Annotated in this window: 25 protein-coding genes; 16 read left to right on the plus strand and 9 right to left on the minus strand. The window is 54.6% G+C overall.

The annotated features are described in order from the left end of the window. Window positions 1–62 precede the first annotated feature (62 nt). Window positions 63–1,541 carry an AEC family transporter gene (locus DTL42_RS08770; RefSeq protein ID WP_158545290.1) on the plus strand — a complete coding sequence of 493 codons (1,479 nt, stop codon included), beginning with the start codon at window positions 63–65 and terminating at the stop codon, window positions 1,539–1,541. Here the strand turns inward: DTL42_RS08770 and pyrE are convergent. Further along, window positions 1,525–2,079 carry an orotate phosphoribosyltransferase gene (pyrE, locus tag DTL42_RS08775; RefSeq protein ID WP_114368331.1) on the minus strand — a complete coding sequence of 185 codons (555 nt, stop codon included), beginning with the start codon at window positions 2,077–2,079 and terminating at the stop codon, window positions 1,525–1,527. The genes DTL42_RS08770 and pyrE overlap by 17 nt on opposite strands. A gap of 89 nt (window positions 2,080–2,168) precedes the next feature. After that, window positions 2,169–2,939 carry a hypothetical protein gene (locus tag DTL42_RS08780; protein ID WP_114368332.1) on the minus strand — a complete coding sequence of 257 codons (771 nt, stop codon included), beginning with the start codon at window positions 2,937–2,939 and terminating at the stop codon, window positions 2,169–2,171. A gap of 241 nt (window positions 2,940–3,180) precedes the next feature. On the opposite strand from DTL42_RS08780, the gene DTL42_RS08785 reads away from it, so the two are divergent. Further along, on the plus strand, window positions 3,181–3,438 hold the full coding sequence (locus DTL42_RS08785) for a hypothetical protein (protein ID WP_147274210.1): 258 nt from the start codon (window positions 3,181–3,183) through the stop codon (window positions 3,436–3,438). Here DTL42_RS08785 and DTL42_RS08790 read toward each other — a convergent pair. Then, a complete protein-coding gene (locus DTL42_RS08790) occupies window positions 3,435–4,229 on the minus strand; it encodes a PhzF family phenazine biosynthesis protein (protein ID WP_114368334.1) in 795 nt (264 codons plus the stop codon). The two genes, DTL42_RS08785 and DTL42_RS08790, sit on opposite strands and share 4 nt — an antisense overlap. Window positions 4,230–4,379: 150 nt before the next feature. On the opposite strand from DTL42_RS08790, the gene pdxA reads away from it, so the two are divergent. The 7 genes from pdxA to DTL42_RS08825 all read left to right on the plus strand — a co-directional run bounded on the left by pdxA (window position 4,380) and on the right by DTL42_RS08825 (window position 13,480). After that, window positions 4,380–5,375, plus strand: a complete 996-nt coding sequence (gene pdxA, locus DTL42_RS08795; RefSeq protein WP_234824134.1) for a 4-hydroxythreonine-4-phosphate dehydrogenase PdxA — start codon at window positions 4,380–4,382, stop codon at window positions 5,373–5,375. Window positions 5,376–5,505: 130 nt separating this feature from the next. Next, the gene (locus DTL42_RS08800; RefSeq protein ID WP_234824135.1) at window positions 5,506–6,720 is read left to right on the plus strand and encodes a PQQ-dependent sugar dehydrogenase; all 1,215 of its coding nucleotides are present in this window, start codon (window positions 5,506–5,508) and stop codon (window positions 6,718–6,720) included. A 231-nt stretch (window positions 6,721–6,951) separates the two neighbouring features. After that, entirely contained in the window at window positions 6,952–7,497 is a 546-nt protein-coding gene (locus DTL42_RS08805) for a hypothetical protein (RefSeq protein WP_199590094.1), read from the plus strand. Between the two features lie 667 nt (window positions 7,498–8,164). Beyond that, window positions 8,165–8,656 (plus strand): hypothetical protein, encoded by a 492-nt coding sequence (locus DTL42_RS08810; protein WP_114368335.1) that lies wholly within the window; start codon window positions 8,165–8,167, stop codon window positions 8,654–8,656. A gap of 673 nt (window positions 8,657–9,329) precedes the next feature. Further along, on the plus strand, window positions 9,330–10,865 hold the full coding sequence (lysS, locus tag DTL42_RS08815) for a lysine--tRNA ligase (protein ID WP_114368511.1): 1,536 nt from the start codon (window positions 9,330–9,332) through the stop codon (window positions 10,863–10,865). A gap of 100 nt (window positions 10,866–10,965) precedes the next feature. Continuing rightward, window positions 10,966–12,663, plus strand: a complete 1,698-nt coding sequence (locus tag DTL42_RS08820; RefSeq protein WP_114368336.1) for an ABC transporter permease — start codon at window positions 10,966–10,968, stop codon at window positions 12,661–12,663. Further along, on the plus strand, window positions 12,656–13,480 hold the full coding sequence (locus tag DTL42_RS08825; protein ID WP_234824136.1) for an ABC transporter ATP-binding protein: 825 nt from the start codon (window positions 12,656–12,658) through the stop codon (window positions 13,478–13,480). The genes DTL42_RS08820 and DTL42_RS08825 overlap by 8 nt, the downstream gene beginning before the upstream one ends. A 29-nt stretch (window positions 13,481–13,509) precedes the next feature. Here the strand turns inward: DTL42_RS08825 and DTL42_RS08830 are convergent, their stop codons facing one another. From DTL42_RS08830 to DTL42_RS08845, 4 genes are all read right to left on the minus strand, one after another. Next, a complete protein-coding gene (locus DTL42_RS08830; RefSeq protein WP_114368337.1) occupies window positions 13,510–14,301 on the minus strand; it encodes a hypothetical protein in 792 nt (263 codons plus the stop codon). 19 nt (window positions 14,302–14,320) lie between these two features. Further along, complete coding sequence (locus DTL42_RS08835) at window positions 14,321–15,157, minus strand: hypothetical protein (RefSeq protein WP_114368338.1); 837 nt, start codon at window positions 15,155–15,157, stop codon at window positions 14,321–14,323. After that, window positions 15,154–15,960: a hypothetical protein gene (locus tag DTL42_RS08840; protein ID WP_114368339.1), complete on the minus strand. Its 807-nt coding sequence runs from the start codon at window positions 15,958–15,960 to the stop codon at window positions 15,154–15,156. Before DTL42_RS08840 ends, DTL42_RS08835 begins: the two co-directional genes overlap by 4 nt. A gap of 241 nt (window positions 15,961–16,201) precedes the next feature. Then, window positions 16,202–17,476, minus strand: coding sequence for a L,D-transpeptidase family protein (locus DTL42_RS08845; RefSeq protein WP_114368340.1), 1,275 nt, complete (start codon window positions 17,474–17,476; stop codon window positions 16,202–16,204). A gap of 104 nt (window positions 17,477–17,580) precedes the next feature. Between DTL42_RS08845 and DTL42_RS08850 the strand changes: the two genes are divergently transcribed. Continuing rightward, complete coding sequence (locus DTL42_RS08850) at window positions 17,581–17,838, plus strand: hypothetical protein (protein ID WP_114368341.1); 258 nt, start codon at window positions 17,581–17,583, stop codon at window positions 17,836–17,838. A gap of 191 nt (window positions 17,839–18,029) precedes the next feature. Here DTL42_RS08850 and DTL42_RS08855 read toward each other — a convergent pair whose 3' ends face one another. Together DTL42_RS08855 and DTL42_RS08860 are read right to left on the minus strand one after the other, a co-directional pair. After that, window positions 18,030–19,349: a replication-associated recombination protein A gene (locus DTL42_RS08855; RefSeq protein WP_114368513.1), complete on the minus strand. Its 1,320-nt coding sequence runs from the start codon at window positions 19,347–19,349 to the stop codon at window positions 18,030–18,032. Between the two features lie 297 nt (window positions 19,350–19,646). Then, window positions 19,647–20,426 (minus strand): DUF3050 domain-containing protein, encoded by a 780-nt coding sequence (locus DTL42_RS08860; protein ID WP_114368514.1) that lies wholly within the window; start codon window positions 20,424–20,426, stop codon window positions 19,647–19,649. A 264-nt stretch (window positions 20,427–20,690) separates the two neighbouring features. On the opposite strand from DTL42_RS08860, the gene DTL42_RS08865 reads away from it, so the two are divergent. From DTL42_RS08865 to DTL42_RS08895, 6 genes are all read left to right on the plus strand, one after another. Further along, window positions 20,691–21,686 (plus strand): hypothetical protein, encoded by a 996-nt coding sequence (locus DTL42_RS08865; RefSeq protein ID WP_114368342.1) that lies wholly within the window; start codon window positions 20,691–20,693, stop codon window positions 21,684–21,686. Window positions 21,687–21,720: 34 nt separating this feature from the next. Further along, complete coding sequence (locus DTL42_RS08870; RefSeq protein ID WP_114368343.1) at window positions 21,721–22,974, plus strand: polysaccharide pyruvyl transferase family protein; 1,254 nt, start codon at window positions 21,721–21,723, stop codon at window positions 22,972–22,974. A gap of 139 nt (window positions 22,975–23,113) precedes the next feature. Continuing rightward, window positions 23,114–24,505, plus strand: coding sequence for an arylsulfatase (locus DTL42_RS08875; protein ID WP_114368344.1), 1,392 nt, complete (start codon window positions 23,114–23,116; stop codon window positions 24,503–24,505). A gap of 146 nt (window positions 24,506–24,651) precedes the next feature. After that, window positions 24,652–25,203 (plus strand): hypothetical protein, encoded by a 552-nt coding sequence (locus tag DTL42_RS08880; protein WP_147274211.1) that lies wholly within the window; start codon window positions 24,652–24,654, stop codon window positions 25,201–25,203. A gap of 608 nt (window positions 25,204–25,811) precedes the next feature. Then, a complete protein-coding gene (locus DTL42_RS08890; protein WP_114368347.1) occupies window positions 25,812–26,339 on the plus strand; it encodes a hypothetical protein in 528 nt (175 codons plus the stop codon). A gap of 96 nt (window positions 26,340–26,435) precedes the next feature. Further along, on the plus strand, window positions 26,436–26,963 hold the full coding sequence (locus DTL42_RS08895; RefSeq protein ID WP_114368348.1) for a hypothetical protein: 528 nt from the start codon (window positions 26,436–26,438) through the stop codon (window positions 26,961–26,963). The last annotated feature ends 34 nt before the right edge of the window (window positions 26,964–26,997 follow it).

Here is a 26,997-nt window from a genome sequence, read left to right on the forward strand (position 1 = left end):
AAGGAGGACTAAGCCTGATTGTTGCATCGGTTGTCAGCGATTACGCTGGAACGATGTCCCTAATGCAAGTCATTACGATTGTAAGTATCACGGCTGCGGTTTTCACCGTGATGGGGATCGGCGCGGCTGCCCGGTCGCTGAATTGGCTCTCGCGAGAGGCCGATGCGGGTATCTTGAAGCTGTCGATTCGGGTGTTGATGCCGTGCTTCATCTTTGAAAAAGTGGTCGGCAACCCGGTCTTTAACAAGGCCAGCAATGTCTATATGCCGCCGGTGTGGGGATTCCTGGCCGTCGCCGTAGGCTGTTTGATTGCGTACAGCTACGCGCGAGGCAGTGGCACACGGCTGGGGTTCAATACTTCGGACAAGATCCATTCGTTTGCCATTTGCATCGGCATCTTCAATTACGGCTTCATCCCTATTCCGCTGATTTCGGAGATCTTCGGCGAGCGGGCCCTGGGTGTGCTTTTTTTGCATAATGTGGGGGTCGAACTGGGGATTTGGACGATTGGTGTTAGCCTGGCCAGTGGTGGGCTGACCAAGGGATGGTGGAAGAACGTTTTGAACCCACCTAGCATTACCATTGTGATTTCGCTGATTATTAACGGGATGGCCTGGGATAAGCTGGTCCCAGAGTTCATTTCGCAAATCACGGGAATCTTAGCCGACGCGGCAATTCCGGTGATGATGCTGCTGATTGGGGCGACATTTTACGATCAAATCTTTCATGCGAAGGTCGAGGGAGATCGTAGTAGCCCCTGGCCAGTGTATATTTCGGCGGTGATGCTGCGACTGCTGGCATTGCCGATTCTCTTTTTGCTGGCAGCGTTGTGTTTGCCGATCTCGGTGGAATTGAAACAAGTTGTCGCGATTCAGGCCGCCATGCCAGCGGCCGTGTTCCCGGTTGTTTTAACAAAGCATTATGGTGGCGATGCTCGAACGGCTTTGCGGGTGGTGATTGCCACGACGGTCGTTGGATTTGTTACAATTCCTTTGTGGATCTCGACAGGTATTTCGTGGCTTGGGCTCGAAAATACCGTACTTGAGCAAACACCCAAGGAGGCAACCGTGGGACCAAAGTTAGAGCCGGTTGAGGCAATGCGCATCGCAGGCATTTCCGTACGTACTTCCAACCGCAAGGAAATGGCTCCGGAAACAGGGCAGATTCCGTTGCTCTATCAAAAATATGAAGCGGACCAGATCGATCAGTTGATTCCCAGCCCGGTGAACACCAAGCAGCGGATTGCTGTTTATGCCGATTACGAATCGGATCAATCGGGCAAATTCACGATTTTGCTGGGCCGACAAGTGCCTGCCGACGCGGAAATTCCTGATCAACTCGATAAAGTCCGCATCCACCGAGGCAACTATCTGCACTTCACCGGAGAAGGGGAGATGCCTGCTGTGGTTCCCCAGACCTGGGAGAAAATCTGGAACTACTTCGCGGAAAGCACCAGCCATACTCGGACGTACGAGGCTGACTTCGAAATTTACGACGAAGCCAGCCCGAACCGGGTCGACATCTTTATTGCGGTGGAGTGATGCCGAAGTCTTCGATCGTCAGCAAGGTGCGTAGCTCGTAGCCGGCATCGGCGAAGGCTTTTTTGCCACCTTCCATGCGATCGACAATCGCGATCACGCCCAGGACTTTCAAGCCGGCGGCTTCTACCTTTTCGATCGCCTTGAGCGAGCTTCCGCCGGTCGTGACGACGTCTTCCACGATCACGCAAGAGTTGCCAGCCACCACGGGGCCTTCGACATCTTGCCCGGTGCCGTGGGCTTTGGCTTCCTTGCGAACGATAAACCCAGCCAGCGATTTACCTTGAACGGCTGCCATGGTGATCACCGAAGCTGAGATCGGATCGGCGCCGATCGCCATCCCGCCGACCGCGTCGGGCAGGCTGTCTCCCAACATTTCTAAGATACCCAGGCCAACCTGGAGGGCTCCTTCGCTGGAAAGAGTTACCTTGCGGCAGTCGAGGTAATAGGAAGCCTTCTTGCCGGAAGCGAGCGTGAAATCGCCAAATTTCAAACCCTTTTCTCGCACGATCTCGATTAGACGCTGTTTGTCGTACTGCATATTCCTGGTTCCTCAACTGCGGGTGATTCGCTATCTGGATGACCATGGTAACGCATCGACGGAAATTGGCGGAGGGGGCCGGTCGACAATCATTCCGGGGCTGCAGACGGCTCGGTAGGAGCGTCCGCGTGGGGGAGGATCTTCGTTTCGGGCAGCGCGGTACGCAGCTTTTTCAGCCCCTCTGGTGTGATCTTGGTCTCTTGCAGATAGAGTTCTTTCAGCGATGTCATCTGGGCCAACGCATCTAGGCTGTCGTCGCTGACGTTGGTTCCCAGCAGGAAAAGAACCTCAAGATTGGCAAGTTGCGGAAGCTGCTGGATCGCTTTGTCGCCAAGGTCGGTTTTGGCCAGGCTGAGCACTTTCAGCGTCGAGAGTTCCACTAACGGCTTGATGGCATCGTCGGTGAAGCGGGCATGGAAAAGCGTTGGCTCGGTATCAGTAACCACCGAGCCCCCAACGTAAAGCTGTTCGATCTTGGGCAAACCGGTCAGGTGAGCTAAGGCGTCGTCGGTGATCTGGGTGCCGCGCAGGTCCAGGACAGTCAAATTCGGCAGGCCGGTCACCAGGGCCAGGTCTTTGTCAGTCACCAATAGAGGATTGGGAGTGGTGATGACCTGGATTTCGTTTTCCGCATTACGGCCTATCTCGAAACCGACATGGCGAAACTTGCTGACGATGGGGTCTTGGTCGCCCTCAGGAAGCTGCGGCAAAACAGGTTTCGAGGCCCAGTTCAACAGCCACACCCCGACCACCATCAACACCCCCAAGGTCGCCAAGGCGGAAAGTGCAATGGCCAGTTCCATCCCCCAGCTTTCGCGCTGGGGGCGTTTGGGTTCAGGAAGAGAGGGGATGCGCGTCATGAATGGTTGATGGCCAAGGGATGAGGTTGAAGAAGTCCCAAGGATAACATCAACGCACCCTAATGTGCCACGATTTGTTGGCAGACACTTGGTGCTATCACTGGCGGCAAGCCGATTCCAAAGTTTTTACGAACCACCTTTCTCAATGCCTCGTATCAGAAACCATCCCCAGGCGAGGTTCACGACGGAGAGCAACTTCGGTCCTGGCGATGAAGTTCGATTTCACATGGAGGGTAATCTCGTGACCAAGAAACGACAAGCAACTCGCCGCCGTAAACGATCTGGCTTAAGCCTCGTGGCAGGTTTATTCCGAGCTGTCGCAATGGAAGGCTTGGGAATTGCGGTACTCGCTTCACTGGTCGGTTACCCTTTGCTGACTCAATGTCAGTCGCGTGTCTCATGCCTCGATTCCGAACCCTCGGTCATCGATGCCGGTATGTACACGCTGCTGGCCAAGGTAGGTCTCGTCCACGATCGCGATTATCACGTGGGCGATTAGCAGAGGAGTTCGATTTGAGCAACTGTTACAGCGTGCCCTCGTAAGAGGGCACGATTGTTTCGAACCTCAACTTCTACTTCACCCCCGCGCGGAGATGCTTGATAGGCACTCAGCGTTGTCTTGCCAAGCCGCTTGCTCCAATATTCGCCCAGCACACAATGCGCAGAACCGGTCACTGGGTCTTCAGGTACGCCGCATGCTGGCGCGAAGAAACGCGAAAGAAAGTCATAGCGGGCATCGTCGCTAGGGGAAGTCACCATCACCCCACGAACTGCGTAGGTCATCAGGGCAGCATGATTAGGCGACAGTCGACGCAAGCTTGCGGCAGAAGGTATTTCAATCAGCCAATCTCGCCCGTTCTTGCCGCAGAAGGTGGCATCCGAGATGCCCAATGCTTCCAGCAGGCCTGCTTCTGGCGGTTGTTGAACCGCCGGAGAGATGGGAAAGTCGAGTTCGATTTTGTCGGCCACCCGTGCGGCGGTTAGCGTGCCACTAAGCGTTTCGAAGGCAATCGTCTGGTCAGAGGTGAAGCGGCCAACTTGCCACAAAATATGAGCCGCCGACAGGGTCGCGTGCCCGCACAGGTCGACTTCAACTAGGGGAGTGAACCAACGCAGCCGCAGCGAATCTCCTTCAGGGCATACAAACGCCGTTTCGGCAAGATTCATTTCGGCGGCTACTTGTTGCATCCATTTTTCATCTGCTGGCTGCTCTAATAGGCAAACGGCGGCCGGATTGCCTGCAAACGGTTGCAAAGAGAACGCGTCGACTTGAAACAACGTGGATGGCATCAGGGGTTCCTGGGCAACAGGGGCGAGAAGGTATTCTGCGTGTCATGACGCAACTTGCCAGCGGAGGGTTCGCCCACCTCGGCGGAAATCGGCTGGCAGTTACAATAATGAAGCTGGTCTTCACTTGCTACCTTCTGGAAAGTTTCTCGCGTGTCGCAACCTCGAATTATTATCACCATGGGAGACCCTGGCGGCGTCGGTCCCGAAGTTTGTTTGCAATTGCTCAGCGATCCGAAGCAGTACGCCCCGGCTGTGCCGATTGTGTTCGGCGATGCCGCCATTTTGAGCCGCGTGGCCAAGCAGTGCGGTTTTCCCGAACCTAAGGTTGTGGTTCCTTTCGCTGAATCTCTCGACTTTAGGGGCATGGCCGAGGCGACGGTGGTTGATTTCGGAACCATCGAGAGCGAAACGTTTGTGCCAGGCAAGGTTTCGGCTGAAGGGGGAGAGGCTTCGTACCAGTACATCATGCGGGCTATCGATGCGGCCTTGGCGGGCAAGGTCGACGGCATCACCACGGGGCCGATCAACAAAGAGGCACTGCATGCGGCCCAGCATTTTTACCCGGGGCATACCGAAATTTTCATCGAACGCTGTGGCCGTGACTCTGGCTGCATGATGCTGACCAGCGATCTGCTGACTTGCAGCTTTGTGACCACGCACGTTGGGTATCGTGATGTGCCGGAGCTGCTAACGATAGAACGCATTGGTGAAGTTATCGACTTAACGGTGGATGCGATGCGGAAGATTCGCCATCGCGAGCCGAGGCTGTTGGTTTGCGGCTTGAATCCACATGCCGGCGAACATGGTTTGTTCGGCGACCGGGAAGAAGAGCGAATCATCATGCCGGCGGTGCAAATTGCCCGCGATAAGGGAATCCAGATCGACGGCCCAGTGCCGCCAGATACGGCATTTCTGGCCGAACGACGCCCATTGTACGACTGCGTGGTCTGTATGTATCACGATCAGGGGCATATTCCCTTAAAAGCCCTGGCATTTGATATCGCCGTAAACACCACGCTTGGCTTGCCAATTGTACGGACCTCGGTCGATCACGGCACCGCGTTCGATATTGCGTGGCAGGGCAAAGCAAAGGTCTCGAGTATGATTCATGCGGTCCGACTGGCTGGAGATCTCTCGGCGAGGTAGGGGATTGCCTGCTTGTGGCAATTTCAGCCGCAGATGGAATCGACTGAGCAGGCCAGCTAGAATAGACCGGGCGTTTTTTGGAATACCTATCCCGTGCATCTCCCCAACCTTCTGATAGAGCATCTCGAATATGAATCGATTGTCACGTTTGTTGTGTGTGGCCCTGCTGACTTGCGGAATGATTGGGCCAGTCTTGGCTCAGAAACCTGTTGAAGGGCCTCCGGTCCCCAACGACCCAGTGCTGCCGGTCAAAGCGAAGAAGGCGTTTACCAACCTGCGGATTCGTCGCCCGGTGACCATCACCAACGCAGGGGATGGTTCTGGCCGAATTTTCTTTGCCGAACAGCAAGGTGTGATCCTGGCCGTGCCTAACGATCCCGACGTGGAAGAGGCAGATGTCTTTCTCGACATTGAGAACGAAGTCCGTTTCAATCCAAGTCAAAATGAAGAAGGTTTGCTGGGGCTGGCGTTCCATCCCAAGTTCAAAGAGAACGGCGAGTTCTTCGTCTACTACACCATTAAGAAAGGGCTCGTCTCTCGCGTTTCTCGTTTCAAAACGATGAAGGATGATCCCAGCAAGGGAGATCCAAACTCGGAAGAAGTCTTGCTGACCTTAGAGCAGCCGTTCTGGAACCACAACGGCGGCAGCATTGAATTTGGGCCCGATGGATATCTGTACATTGCCCTCGGTGATGGGGGATCTGCAAACGATCCGCAAGGCAATGGTCAGAACCTGGAAACCTGGTTGGGATCGATCTTGCGAATTGATGTCGACAAGAAAGAAGATGGCAAGAACTACGCTATTCCGGCGGACAATCCTTTTGTCGATACTGAAGGGGCCAAGCCTGAAATTTACGCTTACGGCTTGCGAAACGTCTGGCGTTTAACCTTTGACCGCAAGACGGGTGCTTGTTGGGTTGGCGATGTCGGGCAAAACATCTGGGAAGAGATCGACATCATCAAGAACGGTGGCAACTACGGCTGGAACGTGCGAGAAGGATTGCATCCGTTCTCGGATCAGAACGCCAAGCCAGATGCGAAGTACATCGATCCGGTTTTCGAGTACCATCACAACGTCGGAAAGTCGATCACCAGCGGCTATGTCTATCGTGGTAAGAAGGTGCCAGAGCTTGAAGGGAAGTTCCTGTATGCGGATTACGTCTCTGGCAAGATCTGGGCGCTCGACTACGATTACGAAACCGGCAAAGCAGGCCAGAACTATCGTATCGAAGAGCCATCTAACCCACCGGTCGTTTGCTTTGGTGAAACGGAAGATGGCGAAGTGCTGATGAGCGCGATCTTTGGCGAGTACGGTTCGATTTACGAATTCGTGCCTGCCGAATAACGGAGCGGATGCGTGTTAAACGCGTGATCCCAACGTAAAAATAACCAACAAGGGCCGATGCGCGACGAATTCCCAGTCTAGGGAAGACGGAGGCAATCGGCCTTTCTTATTTCCTGGCAGCCGATTGCTCGACGCATCTCGTGGATATGCTGGCTGATTTACGCGTTGCCAACGCCCCAATCTCAATCACTCGCTCACGAAGTAGAAAATCAATAGTCTGCTAGGTGACTTATGAAGCAAGCCGTCTTGATAATTGGTTTAGCGATCCTGGCCAGCGTCGCCTATGGGGTGATCCATGATCAAATAACGGCCCGCCTTTGCGTTGAGTACTTCACCATTGGCCACATGCCAATCTTGGGCGGAACCGAGAATCCTGCGCTGCTTGGTCTGGCCTGGGGCTTTCTGGCAACGTGGTGGGTTGGGGTGATGCTGGGGATACCGTTAGCGTTTGTTTGCCAGACCGGCTCGATGGTCAAGAAATCGGCTAAGGACTTGCTTAAGCCGCTGATGGTGCTGATGTTTACCAGCGGGTGTTTAGCAATCGGAGCCGGAGTTGTGGGGTATCTATTGGCCGCCAACGGACAAGTGCGACTGATGGGAAAGATGGCCGAAAAAGTACCGCCAGAGAAGCACGTTGCTTTTCTGACCGATCTTTGGATTCATAACGCCAGTTACACAGGCGGCTTTTTGGGCGGGATTGTGTTGATGTTGTGGGTCGTGTTCGATCGCTATCGCCGCACGCACATGCAGGTTCCTGACCGTGCGCCTGCCGGTTAACGGCTCGCGTGCGAGAATCGGTAAGTTCTTACGCAATGGCAGATGGGCGTTCAGGTAGCAAAAGCTCAACCTGCGAACCTGCGTGCCCCCTGGTTGGGCAGTATTGAGCCGTTTCTTGGTGAGTAAATCTCCCTAAAGTCTCTATCTTAACGGCTTGCCACATAGACGACGATGCTTTCTTAGCGAAGATATAGGTAGCTAACGAACTGAGGCAGAGCCTCGTGGTTCGATGGCTGTTTCACATTTGGCGACTCTGGTTGGCCCGTTTCCCCCGACGTTTGCCCCCGCCGGCCCGAGTCGCCTTTTTTGATTCTTGCCATCATGCTGATTAGATAAACCATGCTGTGGAACGCCGCATTCTGCTAGCAGCCTCTAGGGAAAAATAGAGCCAATAAATTTTTCAAGGTATATCACCTAATAAGGCAAGCTCTCTTCCCCACTTCGCGATTGATGGAGGGCATTCTTGCCTAAGCCAGGTGGTCAAAAATAGACCTTCGAAAAAGGATTGCGGAAACAAACGCAATGGAGGAATATCGTTCACAGGGAGTTGTGAATCACTGTTTAGTGAAGATTAAATTAACATCGAGAAGAGCTGAGTATCGGCCTGAACAACCAGTGCTCAACCCACCTACCTGAAACGACCTACCGGAACAGAGGAGTATCGCGGATGAGAAAATTCTCAACTGCTCAGATTGGCAAGACGGTACTAACCTTCGTCATTATGGCTGGCGTCCTGGGAGTTGCCTTTGGCGAATCGGCTTACAAGAAAGCGTGCTACCTGAACTTCCTGACTTTAGAATCTTTCCCGACGATGAATCCATTGCAGCGAGACAAGTTGGTCTCGCAGATCGACTACGAAGACCAGATCGGAGTAAAGCACCGGCTGTTTGTTTTCGAGTCTCCTACTGGCAAAGATAAATTGGCCTGTCGGGTGTTGGTCACCGATGAAAACTACCATGTCACTTCGTCGTGGAATGCCGACCGAAAAGACAAGTTGCTGAACGTGGGATTCATGCAGCACTCGGATCCCCCGGTGCTAGAGATCGTGCGTTGCAACGAGGACAAAAATGCGTTGGTTTGTGAGCATCTTTGTCTGCACATGGGCGTGTTGCAATCGTTTGAATACAAGCCTAGCAATACGCGAGTTGCCTCTCGCTAATCGCTGGGCGAAGCCCACCACCGATTGACCCATGGGGTAACCCCAGTAAAATCTTGCGGTAACTGGGGTTACATTCTTTTTACGGTAATTGCGTACCGAAGCTGGCCCCAGGATCGTCCCGCATTCTGCGACACGAACTTCGGAAGGGGCTATGTCCGCCAAGCCAACCAATCGACCGTCAAAGTATCAAGTCTTCCTCCTTTGGTCGAACGACACCGTGAGCCAGTGTCGCGATGTGCGGAAGTTCTTCAAAGAGTTCAACAAGAAGACCGCCAAGCCGGAATTTGGCGTCACCTTCGAGATCATCGACCATTGCTTCGATACTGACGACAAGGGACATCCTGGCGCAGTTCCGGCTGAAGAACTATTGGCCAAAAGCAAGGATACGCTGGCGCTGACGATCGGTTTGTGTACGGACGACGAGACTTCGCTCAATCCTTACACCGTCGATAAAGCTCAACACCAACTCGACTTGGTGGTGGAAAGTGCCCAGCAGAACAAATTTCACCAGGCCATCTGGTTTGTAATGCGGCAGCAAGATTTAGAACGCGAGCAGATCGCCGGTGAAGTCCACGATTTGCTGCGTTTGCCTGCGGGGCTCAAGCCAGGCAACGTTTGCTTGTTTGGCGAGAACGATAAGTTCGCCGACGTGTTGGCAGAAAACCTAACGAAGATGCTTTCGGATGAAAGCCGTCCCTGGATCGAAGATCAAAACGCTGCCGTGCATGCGATTGAAGCGGCTCGTCGCCAGAAGATGGACAAGCTTGTCCAAATGGGGATCGATCCGTGGGGGCATCGCTTCGACAACCAACAGGCGATCGCCGATGTGCGCGCCCTGGAAGGAGAGATCACCGAACAGAAGTCGACCAGCGAAGGGGGCCGCGAGCAAACCACCTTCAGCGGTCCCAAGGTCCGCGTGGCTGGTCGAATCGTGCTGATGCGACCTACTGGTAAGTTGATCTTCATCAATCTGGTGGATCGCACCGGCACCATTCAATTGTTCCTCGGCCAAGCTCAGGTCGGCGAACGGAACTGGGAGATCGCTCAGTGTTTGGATCTGGGTGACATCATCGGTGTCGACGGCGAACTGAAGAAAACGAAAACGGGCGAGCTCACGATCTTCGTGGAAGAACTCCATTTCCTGACGAAAACCTTGGAAGCTCCTCCGGAAAAGCATAAGGGGATCACCGATCCAGAACTGCGTCAACGGATGCGTTACGTCGATCTGGCCTACGGCGAAGGGGTGTTGGAGCGTTTCGTGCAGCGTACCCAAATCGTTCGCTCGATCCGCGAAACGTTGGTGGGCGAAGGGTACTACGAAATTGAAGGCCCTACGCTGCATACGATCGCCGGTGGTGCCGCCGCTCGCCCGTTCGAGACTTTCCACAATGCGTTGGGCATGCCGCTGGTGATGCGGATTGCCTTAGAACTGCACCTGAAGCGGCTTTTGGTCGGTGGTATGGAACGTGTCTTCGAGCTGGGACGCGTTTATCGCAACGAAGGGATTAGCCCCCGTCACAATCCAGAGTTCACCATGCTGGAGGTCTATCAGGCTTTTGGCAACTACGAAACGATGATGGACCTGACGCAGAACATCATTGTCAACGCCTTAGACGCAATCGGTTCTGGGTATAAGGTTCCTTTTGGCGACAAGGAAATCGACTTCACGCCGCCATTCCAGCGTTGCTGCTATCGCGATCTGCTCGCCGAACATGCTGGCATCGATCCGGCTAATGATGCCGAAGTGATCGCATGTGCTAAGAAGCTGGGGCTTGCTACCGAAGGGAAGCATCCTGATGTGCTCCGCAACGAGATCTTTGAGGAAACGGTTGAGGACAAGCTGGTTGGGCCGGTCTTTGTGATCGACTACCCTGCTAGCATCTGCCCGCTGACCAAGCGGAAGAGCGATCAGCCAGAAATTGCGGAACGCTTTGAACTGTTCATTCACGGCATGGAACTAGCCAACGCCTACACCGAGCTAAACGACCCCGATCTGCAGGAAAAGCTGTTCCGCACACAACTTGAGGGGATGGCCGAAGAGGACTCGATGGCACGCATGGACACCGATTTTGTGCGGGCCCTGCGCAACGGAATGCCTCCAGCTGGCGGACTTGGTATTGGCATCGACCGCCTAGTCATGTTACTAACTAACAGCTCGACAATTCGCGAAGTGATTTTGTTCCCGCTGTTGCGGCACGAAGCGACCTAGAATGGTCGCTGAATCCCCCTGATCCCCCCCTGAAATGTAGCCTGCCCCGCGAGCGGAGGCGGGGGGCCAGAGAGAGTGCCGCTTTGCCGAAGGATTGGCAATGTACAAGTTGATGCTCTGTCTGCGTTATCTCCGGACACGCTATATCGCCCTAGCGTCGATCATCAGTGTGACGCTAGGTGTGGCGACCATGGTGGTTGTCAATTCGGTGATGTCCGGCTTCTCGCACGAGATGCACGTCCGTCTACACGGCATCCTCTCGGACATCGTCATGGAAAGCCATAGCCTGGATGGTTTCTACCAGTGGCAACGGCACATGGACGAAGTGAGGCAAGTCGCCGGTGATGATATCGAAAACATGACCGTTACGGTTCATGTTCCGGCGATGCTGGATATATACCATCGCAACGAATGGCTTCCCCGCCAAGTGACGGTAATCGGCATCGACGACGAAACCTACAACAACGTCAGCGATTTCTCGAAGTATTTGAAGCACCCCAGCAATCGGGCCCAGGTCAACTTCAACCTGAAAGACGGCGGCTACGAAGGCCCGGAAGGCTCGCCCCTTGTCGAAGCTGGCTGGGCTCATCGTAGGAGCAAAATTGCTTATCAAAAAGCACTCGAAGAAGAGATGAACCGGTTCGAGATCTTGCATCAAACAGGCCGAATGCCTGGCAAGTCGCAAAGCGATCCTTCGCAATTTGCCGCCATGCCTAGCCCGCTACAGGATCAGTCTAGCGAGCCGATCGTGCCCAAGTTTTCGGACGAGCCGGATGCTCCGCCGCTGCCTGGTCCTCCACCGGCGGAACTAGCCGAGCGAATGGCGCAGAACGAGCCTGTCGCAGGCGGGGCAGCCGAAACCGACGGAGACCCGTTCAACCAACGGCATCAGTTTTCCCAAGAGAATACCTTCGATCCGATGAAGCATCAGTCGCCTGGCATCATTCTGGGAATGGCCGTGGCCAGCATTCGTCAACGCAATGCCGAAGGGGAAGTCAAAGATTATTTCCTCGCGGTGCCTGGCGACGATGTGCGGCTGACGTTTCCTTCTGCCGAGAGCCCACCGCAAGCGGTGAGCGAAACGTTTACCGTGGTCGACTTTTACGAAAGCAAGATGAACGAATACGATGCTGGCTTCGCGTTCGTGCCGCTCAGCCGCTTGCAATCGCTGCGTTACATGACCCATCCGGAACTGGGCAATGCCATCTCGACGATTCAAATTCGTTTGAAGCCAGGGGCAAACTTGACGGAAGTCACTAACCGCTTGCGAGCCGCTTTCCCGCCGCAGCAGTTTCCTTTCCGCATTCAATCGTGGAAAGACATGCAAGGCCCTTTGTTGGCTGCCGTGCAAATGGAAAAGACGATCCTAAATATCCTGCTGTTCCTGATCATTGGCGTGGCAGGCTTCGGCATCTTGGCGACGTTCTACATGATCGTGGTCGAAAAGACGAAGGACATCGGCATCCTCAAATCGCTCGGTGCGAGTGGTGGCGGGATCATGAGTATCTTCCTCGGTTACGGTTTGTCGCTAGGCATCGTGGGCTCTGGCGTGGGCTGCATTCTGGGGCTGCTCTTTGTGTGGAATATCAACCACATTGCCAAGCTGATCGAGATCATCACCGGACGCGAAGTGTTTGATCCGACGATTTACTACTTTCAAGAAATCCCCACAATTATCGAACCGATGGCGATTGTCATGGTGGTGACCGGGGCGATGTTGATTGCTGTGTTGGCCAGTGTGCTGCCAGCGATTCGCGCCGCGCGGCTGCATCCAGTGGAGGCCCTACGTTATGAGTAATATGATGAGCGATAGCTATCTCAGTACCTCCATCCCCACCACAAGCGTGCCACCACAACCCACCCCCTCGAAGCCGGCACCGCACATCAATACCGATCGCTTTGATACGCCTATCGAAGTTGACCGTCCGATCCTCAAGACTACGGGGCTTTATAAAAGTTACCGCAAGGGGCAGCATGTTGTCCCGGTGTTGCGAGGGGTCGATTTTGTCGCCAACGAAGGACGCGTCACGTCGATCATCGGGCAGAGCGGTTCTGGCAAAAGCACGCTGCTGCATCTGCTAGGCACACTCGATGTTCCTGATCAAGGCGAAATTTACTTCGAGGACAAGCGAACCGACAACTTGCCGATTCGCCAACGCGACCGATTGCGCAACGGCCAGTTCGGTTTGATCTTTCAGTTCTATCACTTGCTGCCAGAGCTGACGACGCTGGAGAACGTGCTCACTCCGGCGATGATCTCGCACGGATTTTTCAAATATTGGGCCGTCCGCAAGCAACTGCGTGAACGGGCCAAGGAAGTGCTTGATCTGGTTGGCCTCGGGCATCGTTTAACGCACAAGCCGCGCGAACTGTCTGGCGGTGAAATGCAGCGAACGGCCATCGCCCGGGCCCTGATCAGCAACCCGAAGGTCTTGCTGGCCGACGAACCAACCGGCAACCTCGACCGACAAACGGGCCGAGAAGTGCTTGGCATCCTCCGTAAGCTGAACGAAGAACAAGGCTTGACCATCGTGATGGTCACGCACGACCAAAGCATCGCCGACGAAGCCGACGCCATCGTCCGCCTGGCGGAAGGTTGTGTCGAGACGGTTTAGGTCGAGCAGGCGAATTGCACCAGACTCGACTATTCTCCCCAGTCAATCAAGCAGCCTGACAGGTTATCATCCAATTGCTTGATCACCTCGCGGCTGACGGACGTTTGCCGCAGGTTCAGGTAGAACAGCTTCTCCAGCCGAACGAGCTTCGCCGCGCCTTCGTCGTCGATTTGCGTTCCCATCAGATTAAGTCGCTCTAGCGAGTCTGGCAGGTCGTCAACTGCTGTGTTCGCGAATTGAGTAAATGATAGGTTTAGATCGGTTAATTTGGCGTTTCGCAGCCAGGGGAGGGAGGCTGGGCTAAGATGGGTACGCTCAAGGTCCAGTTTGTCTATTTGAACTGCGGCCAAGATGCGGGCGAGGTCGCGCTCCGAAAAATTAGGAATGTGTATGGTGAGTTTCTCGATCTGATCGAGCCGAGTGATTTCTTTGACCGCAGTTTCGATCTGCTCTCGATTCAAATTGTCATGCAGCGAGATCGATTTAATTCGTTGCCAGAATAGTTCCGTTCCGCTCTCTTGCATCCATTGCGGCGTCTGTTTGACTTCCGTAATTAAGTAGACTCCACTGCCCGGGGTGGTGCTGATGTTCTTGGCCTCGGAAAGCTGCCATTGAATTCGAGAAGAAAAAAAGCTGTGTGGAGACAACGATTCAATCCGCTTGCCAACTTCGTCGTGAACTTGCCCCATGTGCCAAATGCTGCCCAGCCAGGCAAACAGAATGCACGCCAAGGTCATCCCCGCGATTAAGAAACGAAGCGACCAACGTAGCCGCCAGTTTCGTTTGACCGGCTGGGCCTGATCTTGTTGAGCCGATTCCATGGTGGCAGTTCCTGAGGGATTATAGCGGAGCCCACCAAATCTGGCACCACGGCATTTTCTTTTTCAAGTCTTCAATGGCCGCTTTGCTCGTGGGAGTTCGTCGTAGCGTCAGCTCTTTCAGGTTCTCTAGCCGCACCAGCTTCTTCAGCCCATCGTCAGTAATACGAGTGCGTGTGGCATCCAAATATTCCAGCGAATCAGGTAAGTCGTCGAGGACTACATCCGAAAGATGAGTGCGAGAAAAACCGAGCCACTTCAGTTGGCTATCTCGTAAGAATGGCATCGGACGACGACCGATAGTGGAATCGAAAACGGCAAGCGTTTCTAGATTAAATCGCTGAAACAGATGCTCTAGTTGGTCTTCTGAAACCGCGATGCCATCTAGCGAGATCCCCTCGATATCGTCCAAGCGTTCAAGTTCCCGGAGGAAATCGTCATATTCTCCTCGTGAGCTCTTTCGAAAATAGGCGTTTTTAATGCGCTGAAAGAGCGGTTCCGCACCGATTGCGACCATCCATTCAGGGGCTTGTTTGACATCGACGTAGGCCACTTGGACATTGGCTCCAGGCGGCGTTGTTATGGTCGCCGCTGGTGACGCTAGGATGGGAACGGACTGACGCTGGGTCAGCTTCCACGAGGCATGTCCCCCAAGTTCGGCTAACTTTTCTGAGACCTCTTCGTGAAGATGCCCCATCCGCATCTGATAGCTGACCCAAGCTAAGCCAATCGCAACGAGGCCAACGAAGACAAATAGAACCCGCAACGACCAGCGAAACCGCCAGCTTCGCCTAGGGGGAATCTCTTGGCTGAGCGGCTTCTCGCTTGAATGAAGTAGCGTATCTGAATTGCTGTTCATGGTTGCTCCAAGGGATCCCACTCGATCGTGCACCAAGGCATTTTCTGTCGCAAAGCATCGATCGCCACTTCGCTCGTTGGCGTAAGGGCAAGCTTTAGGCTTACTAGATTCTTCAAGCGAACTAGCTTGGGCAGACCATCGTCGGTGATCTTGGTGCTGGTCGCATCAAGATGGGTGAGGGTATCCGGTAGATCGTCGAGGAGTTCATCGGAAAATGGCGTGTTTGGAACGAAGAGAAAGCTCAGCTTCGTGTCCTTCAGGAAAGGTAGCCGTCGATTACCAATGGTTGTTTCTCCGATGCCGAGGCCGTTCATTTCAACTTGAGCAAGTAGATGTTCGAGTTGCTCTTCTTGGATTGGAGTATTGGAGAGATGAACTCCTTCTATGCGGTCCAGTCGTTCGATCTCCAACAGAAACCGGGTCAGCTTTTCAGGCGACTTTTCATGGAAATAGGCGCATTCAATCCGCTGAAACGCAGGCTCTACTCCGAGTGATTGCATCCAGTCAGGGCCTGCCTTGATCTTTCGTGTTGCTACGCCGAAATAGAATATTTGTCCTCCGCCCGGGGTTTGAGATGAATGGGGCATAATCCAGACAGTGCGAGTCAGTTTCCAGGCAACACGTCCACCAAGCTCCACAATATTGTCAGCCACATTGTCATGGAGATATCCCACCCGCATCTTATAGCCGAGCAAGCCCAGGCCAACCGCAACGAGGCCAATGAAGACAAAAAAAACTCGCAGCGACCAGCGAAACCGCCAGCTTCGCTTCTTCTTTCCAGAATCCTTAACCGACTCGTCCATGGTGGGCTCGTTGTGTGAAGTTGCTTTGGGCACTACCTCGCTTGCGGTAGGCTATCGGTTGGGGGGTGGCCTGTCAAACAAGAGGGGGCCTGTGGCTCGGTACGGAGCCGACGGGAAAGAGTTCAGGCAAACGCCTGATGCGACGCGACATGGCCAAGAGTTTGTCGCGTTATCGGAAAGAATTGGCCCACGTCGCAGTGGGTAGGCAGCGAAGGCGTGGGCATTTCGGATTCATCGAATGTTAACGCAGTACGGTCACTTTCGAGCCGACCGAGAGGATTTCGTAGAGGTACTCGGAGTCAGCCGTACTCACGCTGATCGAGCCGCCTGGGCCGCCGGTGCCGTGCAAAACGACGCCTCCGTCCAAGTGAATTGCGTGGCTACCGTACGGATTCGCAGGGTCGCCTGCGGACAGCACGCGTTGGCTGGTTTGATCGAAAAACTGCGGACTGGCTTCCTTACGCAGCACTTCATGCTCGCCTGTCGGAATGACGGCGCCGTTCTCGATGGTGATGGGGAATCGACCGGCGTAGCAGCCGTCGACTTCCAGCGACAATTCGTTATGAGTCATGTCGATCTTGGCCGAGAACGGACCTTGCAAGACTTTCAGCTTCTGCCCAGGCGTCAATTGGTTGGGATCGCTGAGGCCGTTAATGCGTTGCAGTAACAGCGGCGGAACGTCGTACTGCTTGGCGATGCTTTCGAGCGTCTCGCCGCTGCCGACGGTGTATGGCTCTTCCAGCAGGTGCCGCGTCGAGTAGGCGATTGTCCCGCCAAGCTGGTTCAGCAGCAAATTCAGTTCGTCTTTCTGAGCTGGTGTTAACTCAGGGCGATTGCGCCACGGTGTTAGTCGGCGACACGCTTCGACCAAATCATTTTGATTTAAATAGACTTCCGCTTCATCCCAATCGGTTTGGAAATCTCCCGGCGGAGGCGAACTGGCTGCCATCGAGTGCCCTGGCATCTCGGGCATGTTGCGGTTCATTCCGCCCAGGCTACTGCCATGCGAATAAACCGAGGCCAATTGCGTGTGAGTAGCATCCGGGGACGAAGGGATATGCGCTTCGCCCGAAGGAGCCAGCCCAGCAGGGTTGGCTGTTGCCGTGTTGCCAAGCGGTGGCAGATCGCTGGCGCCAGCGAATTGAGGTACGTAAGGTGTTGCTTCCTGCTCGGCGGAATGGTCGCCAGCAAGAGGGGGAGCCGTGTGTGCAGAAGGCAGAGCCGAATCGTTAGGCTGGCCAAGCTGCGGTGCGGTTGATTGAGCGCTAGCAAAGCTGGGGGACGCGCTGAGAGAATTTGCGTTGAAAGGTGGTGGGCCGGAAGATGGGGTGCCCAAGGAATTGGCGGAATCGCCTGGCATACCGACTTGCGGAAACTCAGGCAGCGACAACTCCATGTTACTGGCAGCGCTGGCAACTTCGGGCGGAACTTCTTCCGGCTGATTCAAAACGGTGTAGACGCCGTAACCAATGGCCATCAACACAATGACCATGCAAGCGGTTTTGATCGTTTCCACCTTCGTCCTCCCTGACGATTTCGGCTCATCCACGGCAATCCATTCTGCCGATACTTGATGATGCCGAGGTGTGCTCTGACGTTATTTAACCCATCCTGAAGGTCATGCACGACAGCGACGAATACGACGACGAAGACTGGACCGAAGACTACCTGGCCGAAGACCAGGAAGATACAATCGAATGCCCCGAGTGCGGAGCGGAAATCTTCGACGATATCGATGTCTGCCCAGTCTGTGGCCATGCGATTATCCACAGCACAAGTCCCTGGGCAGGGAAATCGTTGCCATGGGTTGTCTTGGGCCTGCTGGGCATGATTGCCGTAATCGTTCTGATGACGTGCATCCCTCAACCGTCTGCCTAAGTCGGCAAACGTTCTCAGATAGTAACCAAACGCCGATTGCGAACAAAGGCCGGTTTCGTGCGGTGCTAGCTGCCCCGCTTGTTTCCCCTCCGTCATCCAGGGGGAAGGGAATCGGCATAGAGGTTGCCGAGGGGCGCCCAGGCTGAGGTTTTTGGCGGCGTATCGGCTGCTTCCCCCTCTTTCTTAGCGAATCATTCCTCTTCGCCCCGAAGCCGTTTGCGATAGACTTCCACTCGTTTTTGTAGCGTCGCCTCGAAGCCACGGGGGACAGGGCGGTAGTATTCTCGGTCGATGCCAAGGTAGCTTTGGGCGGCGATGCCGTCGGGGGAGTTGTGGGCGTATTGGTAGCCTTCGCCGTGGCCAAGTTCTTTCGCCCCGCCATAGTGGGCATCGCGCAGGTGGGTGGGAACCGGTTGAACACGACCTTCGCGAATATCAGCCCTGGCCTCGCCAATGGCGACCGTGGCGGCGTTGCTTTTCGGGGCACAGGCCAGGTAAGCAACCGTTTGCGAAAGGGTGAGTTGGCATTCCGGCAGACCGATCATCTCGCAGGCTTGCATCGCGGAAACGGCGATTGTCAGGGCGTGTGGGTCGGCGTTGCCGATGTCTTCGCTGGCCGAGATAATCAACCGCCGCGTGATGAAACGAATGTCTTCGCCCCCTTCCAGCATCTTGGCCAGCCAGTAGATCGAAGCATCGACATCGCTGCCCCGGATGCTCTTAATCAGGGCACTGGCCGTGTCGTAGTGCGTATCGCCATCGCGGTCGTACTGCACGGCTTTGCGCTGAATGGTTTCTTCGGCTAGTTCGCGGGTGAATTGAATGGGTTTCTCGTCGCTCGAAAGAACCCCGATTTCTAAAGCGTTCAGTGCGCGGCGAGCGTCGCCGTCGCAAACTTCTGCTAAAAACTCGGCGGCGTCGTCATGCAGTACGACATCGAACTTGCCGAGCCCACGATGGGGATCTTTGAGCGCCGCATCAAGCACTTCGCGAATTTCTTCTGCCGATAACGGCTCAAACTGAAACACCTGGCTGCGGCTGACCAGGGCACTGTTGACCGCAAAGAAAGGGTTGCTGGTGGTGGCGCCGACCAGAATTACGATGCCATTTTCCACGTCCGGCAGCAACGCGTCTTGTTGCGACTTGTTAAAGCGGTGGATCTCGTCGATGAACAACAGCGTTTTGCGTCCACCGGTGGCGACCTCGCTTTGTGCCTCTTGCAAGACTTCGCGCAGTTCCTTGACACCAGAGGTGACGGCGTTCAGCTGACGGTAGCGGCTTTTCGTTTCGGATGCCAGCAACTGGGCGAGCGTCGTTTTGCCGCATCCAGGCGGGCCATAGAACAAAACCGAAGTCAGCCGATTCGATTTGATCAGCCGCCATAGCAGTTTGCCTTCGGCCAGGAAGTGTTTTTGTCCGAAGAATTCGTTCAGGTTACGCGGCCGCATCCGAGCCGCGAGCGGTTTGGCGCGGTCGAAGTTCTTGGTTTCGGCTTGTTCAAATAAAGACATCGCAAGTGCCCGCGAGCAGGGAAGGGGATCAACACCTTCCATTGGACCCGTCACCCGGCTTTGGGGCAACCGCCAGAAAATTGGCAAAGCCGAAAAAATATTTGCCCACGCCGAAAAAGCAACCTATGTTTCAAGTGTCCGGCCGAGTGGGCCCTTTCAGATGGTTGCTCCAATCGTCTGCGGTCGGACAGGGACGCCGCACGGAGCGTTAAGCAATTTCCGCGGTGTAAGCCCGACGTACGTTGATGCTTAACAAACGTACGCCGGGTTTTTTTATTTCTTGTTTCTGGAAGGCAACTAAGCCAACGCTTCCAGCATCCCGTTCCACAGCAGTCGCCGGGCTTCTAGGCTTCTTACGGCGGCATCTTCGGCGGCTTGCCATTTGTCGTCATCGTCGCCGCACAGGTGCGATAGCAGCCGATGGGCCATCGGGCCGTGTTGTTCGCCGTCGAGTTCGATGTGTCGTTCTAAGTAGAAAACGAATTTCGAAGCGGAGCCAGAGAGTTCCGCATTGACTTGCTGGACGATCTTTTGAAACACGCCTGGCAGTAGATCTTCGCGGCCGTAGGTGAAGCCAGATGCGATCGCGGGCAGGTTGTCGCTGGCGATTAGATCGAATGTGTTGGTCACGAACTGGACAATCGAGCGAGGCAGGTCGGCTTCGTACAACGACGCCGTTACGTCGCGGCCTTGCTCGAGCCGCTGTAGAAAACGATCGAGCAGGTAGCTGTTGGCGCCGATCTGCTGCATTGAGGCCTGGTACAACTCGAAGTGGCTGCTAAAGCCCCCTTCGCCATCTTCGTCGCTCTCTTCCCCGAGGACGATCTCGTTTACCAAGCGGCGCCCGAGCTGGTTATCGGTGGGCAGCCACGGTACCTGAACGCAGGTCAGCCGAAGTTGCAGGGCCTTCAGCAGCGACATGAAGTCCCACACGGCAAAAACGTGATACTGCATAAACGTACGCAGGGCCGCAGCGTCGCCAATTTTGGCGTAGACCGGGTGTTCGAGCAGTTCAAGCCGTTGAGGTTCGAGGACTTGTTCGATTCGATCGAGGCGCTCCTGCGCCGCGGGAGGCATCACAATCATGGGACTCAATGGGGTTACAGCAAGAGGGTGGTGAGGGCGCCGGCAAAGCAGCGCCTGCTGAAAGTGAAAGCTATCACATATACATGAAGTCGGGAATGGAACTTCGGGGTTCCGTAAGGAATGAGGCCCGAAAAAACGAAAAGGTTCCATGTAGGGTTGAGATCAATTAATGTTTTATGAAGCGGAACTTACCCCTTACCAGGACCGCATCGGAATAATTCTTGTCCTGTCCCACCTTATTGAGCACCCCGCCCCATGCGTCTACCGTTCACCTGCCTAACACTGCTACTGAGTTGTTTCGGAACAACGTTTCTGGTTCATGCTGCTGTAGCTGCCGAACCGACAGGCGATGCGAAGGTCGTGCTCGATACACCAGGTCTGGTCGCTTTTTGGACGTTTGACGAACAGGCTGGCCACGCCAGGAAGTCGATTGCCCCGGGGGGCGATTACCCGCTTGAAGAAGTAAACGGCCCAATCGCCCGCGCCGAAGGGGGACCTTATTCAGGCTACAGTCTGGAGCTTAATGGGAAGCAGTATTTGCAATTAGCTTACGAGAAGACTGGCAAGCTCAATATTAGCGGCCCAGACGCCCAGGTCAGCATGTTTGCCGTAGTGCGGATTATTAATCTGAATCAAAGCCGCACCATCGCTGGCATGTGGAGCGAAGGGAAGGGACGCGATGACGATACCGGCTCGCGGCAGTATGCCTTGTTGATGAACATGCCAACCTACGGCGGGTCGAAGCAATTGGTGCCGCACATTAGTAGCGAAGGAGGCGTTACTCGGCGTGCTGATGGCTCGGCTTTTCCTTGGTGTTCCGACTACGCCGCCACCAAGCAGCAGGTCCCAGAAGAAACTTGGTGTACTCTGGCATTCACGTACGACGGTCAATACATCCGGGCCTACATCAACGGAACCTTGGAAGAGCGGGAGCTTGATCCGAAGAAAGATCGCCGTGACGATCGTTACTTCACCCAAGAAGGTCCCGATGGGAAGGATCGCGGGATGAACCCTTACTATCACGGACGCGGAATCTTCGCCTACGATCCTGCCAAGCATGCCGAATCGAAACCGGGTGGCGGTTCTGATTTCACCGTCGGAGCCCGATACGCGGTGGGTTCGTTTCTGCGAGAGGCCACCAAAGGCAAGTTTGGAGGTCTGGCCGTTTTTGACCGAGCCCTATCCGACGAAGAAATCGCCAAGCTCCACAAGTCCGCCAATATCGACGCGTTGAACGCCTCCACAAAGTAACGAATCGCCCCACCTACGATAGGTATCTATCATCATGAAACGACGCACCTTTCTACAGGCTTCGGTTGCCGCTGCCATTGCTGCCAAGGCTTACGCTGCCCCCGGAAAACGTCCCCAGATCTTGCTTCGCTCTTCCTGGCAAGTGGTCAACATCGGCGACATCGCCCATACGCCTGGGGTGTTGGCGTTGCTGGAAAAGTATGTGCCGGAGGCCGATGTCACGCTGTGGGCATCCGGCGACTTCTCGGAAGAAGTCTCGGCGATGGAGAAAAAGCGTTTTCCCCAGCTGAAGATTGTGAAGGGATCGATTGGCAAAGATGGCAAAGCCTCGAATGCCGATCTGCAAGAGGCCGTTAGCAGCAGCGATTTCTTGCTGCATGGTTCCGGACCATCGTTTGTGGCGGCTCGCGATACGGGTGATTACGTCGAGCACACCGGCAAGCCGTTTGGGATATACGGCATCACGTTTGGCGGGGCAGGGGCCAAAACGCTGAGCCTGATGAGTAAGGCCCAGTTTGTTTTCTTTCGCGATACCGTCTCGTTGGGCAAGGCAAAGCAAGTTGGCATCAAGAGCCCGATCATGGAGTTCGCACCTGATGGGGCGTTTGCCTGTGATTTGCGAGATGATGCCGCCGCCGAGCAGTACCTGCAGCAGAACGACTTGGCCACCGGCAAGTTTTTGTGCTGCATTCCTCGGCTGCGTTACACACCGTATTGGTTGGTGAAAGAAGGGCGTACCATCGACGAGAAGAAGCATGCCCGCAACGAGGAAATGAAGGACCACGATCACCAGCCCCTCCGCGACGCGATCAGCAAGGTGGTGACCGAGACGGACTATAAGGTGCTTCTCTGTCCCGAGGACATGACTCAGATGCAAGTCGGTAAGGACAACGTCTACGATCACCTTTCCGACGAGGTTAAGCAGAAGGTCGTCTGGCGTGAAAATTTCTGGCTGACCGATCAGGCACTCAGCACCTATGTCCGTTCGGCGGGCTTCTTCGGATTGGAAATGCACTCGCCGATCATGTGTATCGGCAACGGCGTACCGGCAATTGTGGGGCGTTTTGAAGAGCAAACTTCTAAAGGTTTTATGTGGAAAGACATTGGCCTGGGAGATTGGTTATTTGATATCGACCAGCCGCAACAAGTCGCTAAATATACGGATACTGTGTTAGACTTGATCAACAAGCCAGAAGCTACCCAAGAAATGGTCCACGCTGCCCAGGCCGTGGTCACTCAGCGGCAGCAAGCAACCATGGAAGTCGTCCGCCAATCGGTGGGTGTCTAACAGCGAGTGTCTTCCGTCTTGTCCCCTCGCCCCTACGGGGAGAGGGCTAGGGTGAGGGGGCGAAGCAAAAACAAGTTTCCCATCCAGCACGTAGTTAAACGATCAGCAGTTTTCATCCCCTTCCGGTGACCGACGAACTATGACAAAGTCTTTCGCTATCTTATTGCTCGCGTTCTTTACGTTGGGAATGTTCGTTCCGGCTGCCCAGGCAGAAACCAAGAAGCCGAACATCGTTTATATCTTGGCCGACGATTTGGGCATCGGCGATTTGAGTTGCTACGGCCAGCAGAAGTTCGAGACCCCCAGCATCGACCGACTGGCGGCGGAAGGAATGCGGTTCACGCAGCATTACTCAGGCAGCACGGTTTGTGCTCCGACGCGCAGCGTGCTGATGACCGGTTTGCATACCGGCCATACGCCGGTCCGTGGCAATGCAGAAGTGAAACCGGTCGGCCAGCAGCCGATCCCGGCCGAGACGGTCACCTTGCCCGAGTTGCTAAAGAAGGCTGGCTACGTGACCGGCGCGTTCGGTAAATGGGGGCTTGGCTACCCAGGCTCGGAAGGGGATCCGCTGAATCAGGGCTTCGATGTCTTCTACGGTTACAACTGCCAACGCAACGCCCACACGTACTATCCGACTTGGCTGTACGACAACGACAAGAAGATCGAGCTCGACGGCAAGACCTACTCGCACGATCTGATCATGGATCACGCGCTGCAGTTCATTCGCGACAACCAAGACAAGCCATTCTTTTGTTACTTGCCGATCACCATTCCCCACGCTGCGATGCACGTGCCGGAAGAATATTCTGAACCGTTCCGCAAAAAGTTCCCTGAGTTTGAAAACAAGCAAGGAAAGTACGCCGGTACCACGGTGACCAACCCGGTTGCCGCCTTCGCCGGAATGTGTACCAAGATGGACGAAGATGTTGGTCGCGTGATGCACCTGCTTAAAGAACTAAACCTCGACGACAACACCATCGTGATGTTCACCAGCGACAACGGTGCGCATCAGGAAGGGGGGCATAATCCTGGGTTCTTCGATAGCAACGGACCTTATCGCGGTTACAAACGCGACCTAACCGATGGCGGTATCCGTGCTCCCTTTATCGTGCGTTGGCCAGGGCATGTGAAGCCAGGCACTACCAGCGATCTGATCAGTGCCCATTGGGATGTTCTGCCAACCCTGTGCCAACTGGCCGGGGTCGAGGTGCCGAAGACTCTGGACGGCATCAGCATGGTGCCGACCTTGACCGGCGAAGGAGAGCAGCCCAAACACGATTACCTGTACTGGGAGTTCTTCGAGCGAGGAGGCAGAAGGGCCGTTCGTATGAACCAATGGAAAGGTGTGCAGAACGATATGACCAACAACCCCGATGCTCACATCGCACTTTACAATATCGAAGAAGACATCGATGAATCGGATGACGTATCGGAAAAGCACCCTGAATTAGTCGCCCAGATCCGTCAAATCTTCGACGAAGCCCACACCGAAAACGATCGCTTTAAGTTCAAATTCGAACAAAAATAGGTGCCGTCTACGCAGCCCCAAATTACGCCGTAGGGTCCGCTCTGCGGACCGAAGTTGTAGCGTGGTTATTATAGGATTCGTGAAGTTCTTTCTGAAGTAGATAACGTCTTGCGGTCCGCACAGCGGACCCTACGAGGGACCAGGTCTTGGACGAATCACAGCCAGTGCAACCACTTCGCTTCGGCGTGCTTGATCTGTTATTGGCCATGATGCTTATTGCCTACTTCTGTGGGGTCGTAACTTTGGGCTTGGCGGACGTTGGAACCGATGTTCTCAAGGTTATCGAATTTCAACCGCCAGAGTTTTGGCAGTCGCCGGTATTTATCCCAGTGATCGGTTTTATTCTGATCATCGGGCTATTTGTTTATCTGTTCGCCTTGATGACTAGCCCGGTTTGGTTCGTCGCGGCAATTCTTTCAAGCACGCTCCGGCCAAAGCTGTTTCTGCTGGCCAGTGTCCTTGCCGTGCTGGTGGCTTTGGTTTTGCCCATCCTTTTAAAGGATGGGTATCATCAAATATCGTTGATGGTCTGCCTCAGTCTAGGAGCGATGCCGCTAGGATCGGCGTGGATCTTTCATCGGTGGCTTCTGGGGCTTGAGACGTCTTTCCTGGTGAACTTTTGGTTTTTCGGTATGTTTGTCGTTCAGCTATCTGTGATCCAAGTAGCCGGAGTCCTACATGCGATGGCCTACTATTGAGCGCGTAGGGGCCGCTGTGCGGGTCGTAATTGCAAAGTGGTTTGGTAATTCGTGAATATGTGTTGCCAAGTTGAGGGCGTTTTTCGGTCCGCACAGCGGACCCTACTGGGGATCAAGTCTTGGACGAGTCTCGGTCAGATCAACGGCTGCGTTTTCGTATTGGAGATCTATTTTTCGTCACGGGATTGGTTAGTTACCTGTGTGGCTTGATTGCTTACGGTGCTTCTGACGCAGGGGTGAGGCTTGTTGAATTTCTAGAGAAGGCAACGCCTCCTCCGATCGGGATAGCAGCATTGGTGATTTACACGATCCTCTTGTTGGCCAGCCCATTCTGGTTGGTACTACTTGTTCTTTCACAGAAATTAATACCTAGGTGGCTTTGCATTGCGAATGCTTCGCCCGTGATTATCTTGATTGTCATGTTGTTCTTGGGGGAAGGGAAAGAAACGCTTCCGGTTGTAATCGCCCTTAGTTTAGGGGGGCTATGGCTGTGGCGTGGCTCTTAGGGCACCAGAAAAAGGAAAAAACGATTTCCTTGGCGGCGGTATGGACGTTTGCATCCTTTGTCTTTGCCGATTTGATCGTAGTGGAGACGGCAGTGGTACTTTATGGCACCTCCCAATAGCGATCCGATACTACGCTTTGGCCTGAAAGACTTGCTGTTGGTAACCGGCATTTTCGGTTACTTCTGCGGACTGGTTTCGCTGGGGGTTTCCACGTCTGGTAGTGTGCTACTTTCCCTCTTGGTCGGCTGGTTCGGGCAACTGGGGATTCTCGCAATTTTTGTTTGGCCATTCGTATTGTTTGGAAGCTTGGCGTGGTCCATTGAGGTTTTGTTCTTTGGCGACGATTGGACTCGACCGAAAGCATTTCTGTTAACGAACGTAGTGGTTGTCTTGTTCGCGAACATCTTACCGCTTGGTTTTCGCATGTGGGCCATCGGAGACGTAACCCTATCGTTGGCTGCTACGCTAAGTGTGGGATCGTTACCGCTTACTTTGGCTTGGTTGGTACACCGAGCGTCACGCGATATGCCCGTGCTGGTCCCCCAGGTCTTGAGGTGGTTGAATGGTCTGCTATTGTTGGAACTACTGAGTACCGCAGCGATTGCCGGGTTACGGTCGATCGGCACGTAGGGGCCGGCGTGCGGGCCGAAAGAATATGTGAAGATGTGTTTCCGAAGCGGAAAGCGATTTGTGGTCCGCACAGCGGACCCTACGAGGTGTCAAGTCTTGGATGAATCTCGGTCAGATCAACCGTTGCGCTTTGGCCTGAAAGACTTGATGCTGGCGACCGGTGTTTTCGGTTACTTCTGCGGGCTGGTTTCGCTGGGCGTGTCCGGGTTAGGCAGGCGAGTTCTCGATTACTTGGCTCAGGGGATTGGATCGCTGGGCCCTGAGATTATTGCTGTGTGGCCGTTTGCCTTTTTCGGAAGCCTGGCGATGCTGTGCATGGTTGACTTTACTGATAACCCTGCCCGACGTCCTAAGCTGTTCTTACTGCTGAATCTGGCCGTGGTGCTTGCCGCGTGTTGTTTTCCTTTGAACGTTCTTATCCTAGGATGGAATATTTCATTTCTGCCACTCACCAGCAGCTTCGCGCTCGGAGCATTCCCTCTCTCGATCGCCTGGCTGGTTCATCGCTGGGCTCTGGGAATGCCGCAAACACCTGACGTAACGTGGACGTTTTGCCTTTTGATGTTCCTCGATCTAGCAGCCGCCGGTTCAGGGATTGGGCTGTGTGCGTTCTTGGACTTCTGAGGTCTAGGCATGTAGGGTCCGCTGTGCGGACCGA

The organism is Bremerella cremea, assembly GCF_003335505.1.
In the GTDB taxonomy this organism is placed as follows: domain Bacteria; phylum Planctomycetota; class Planctomycetia; order Pirellulales; family Pirellulaceae; genus Bremerella; species Bremerella cremea_A.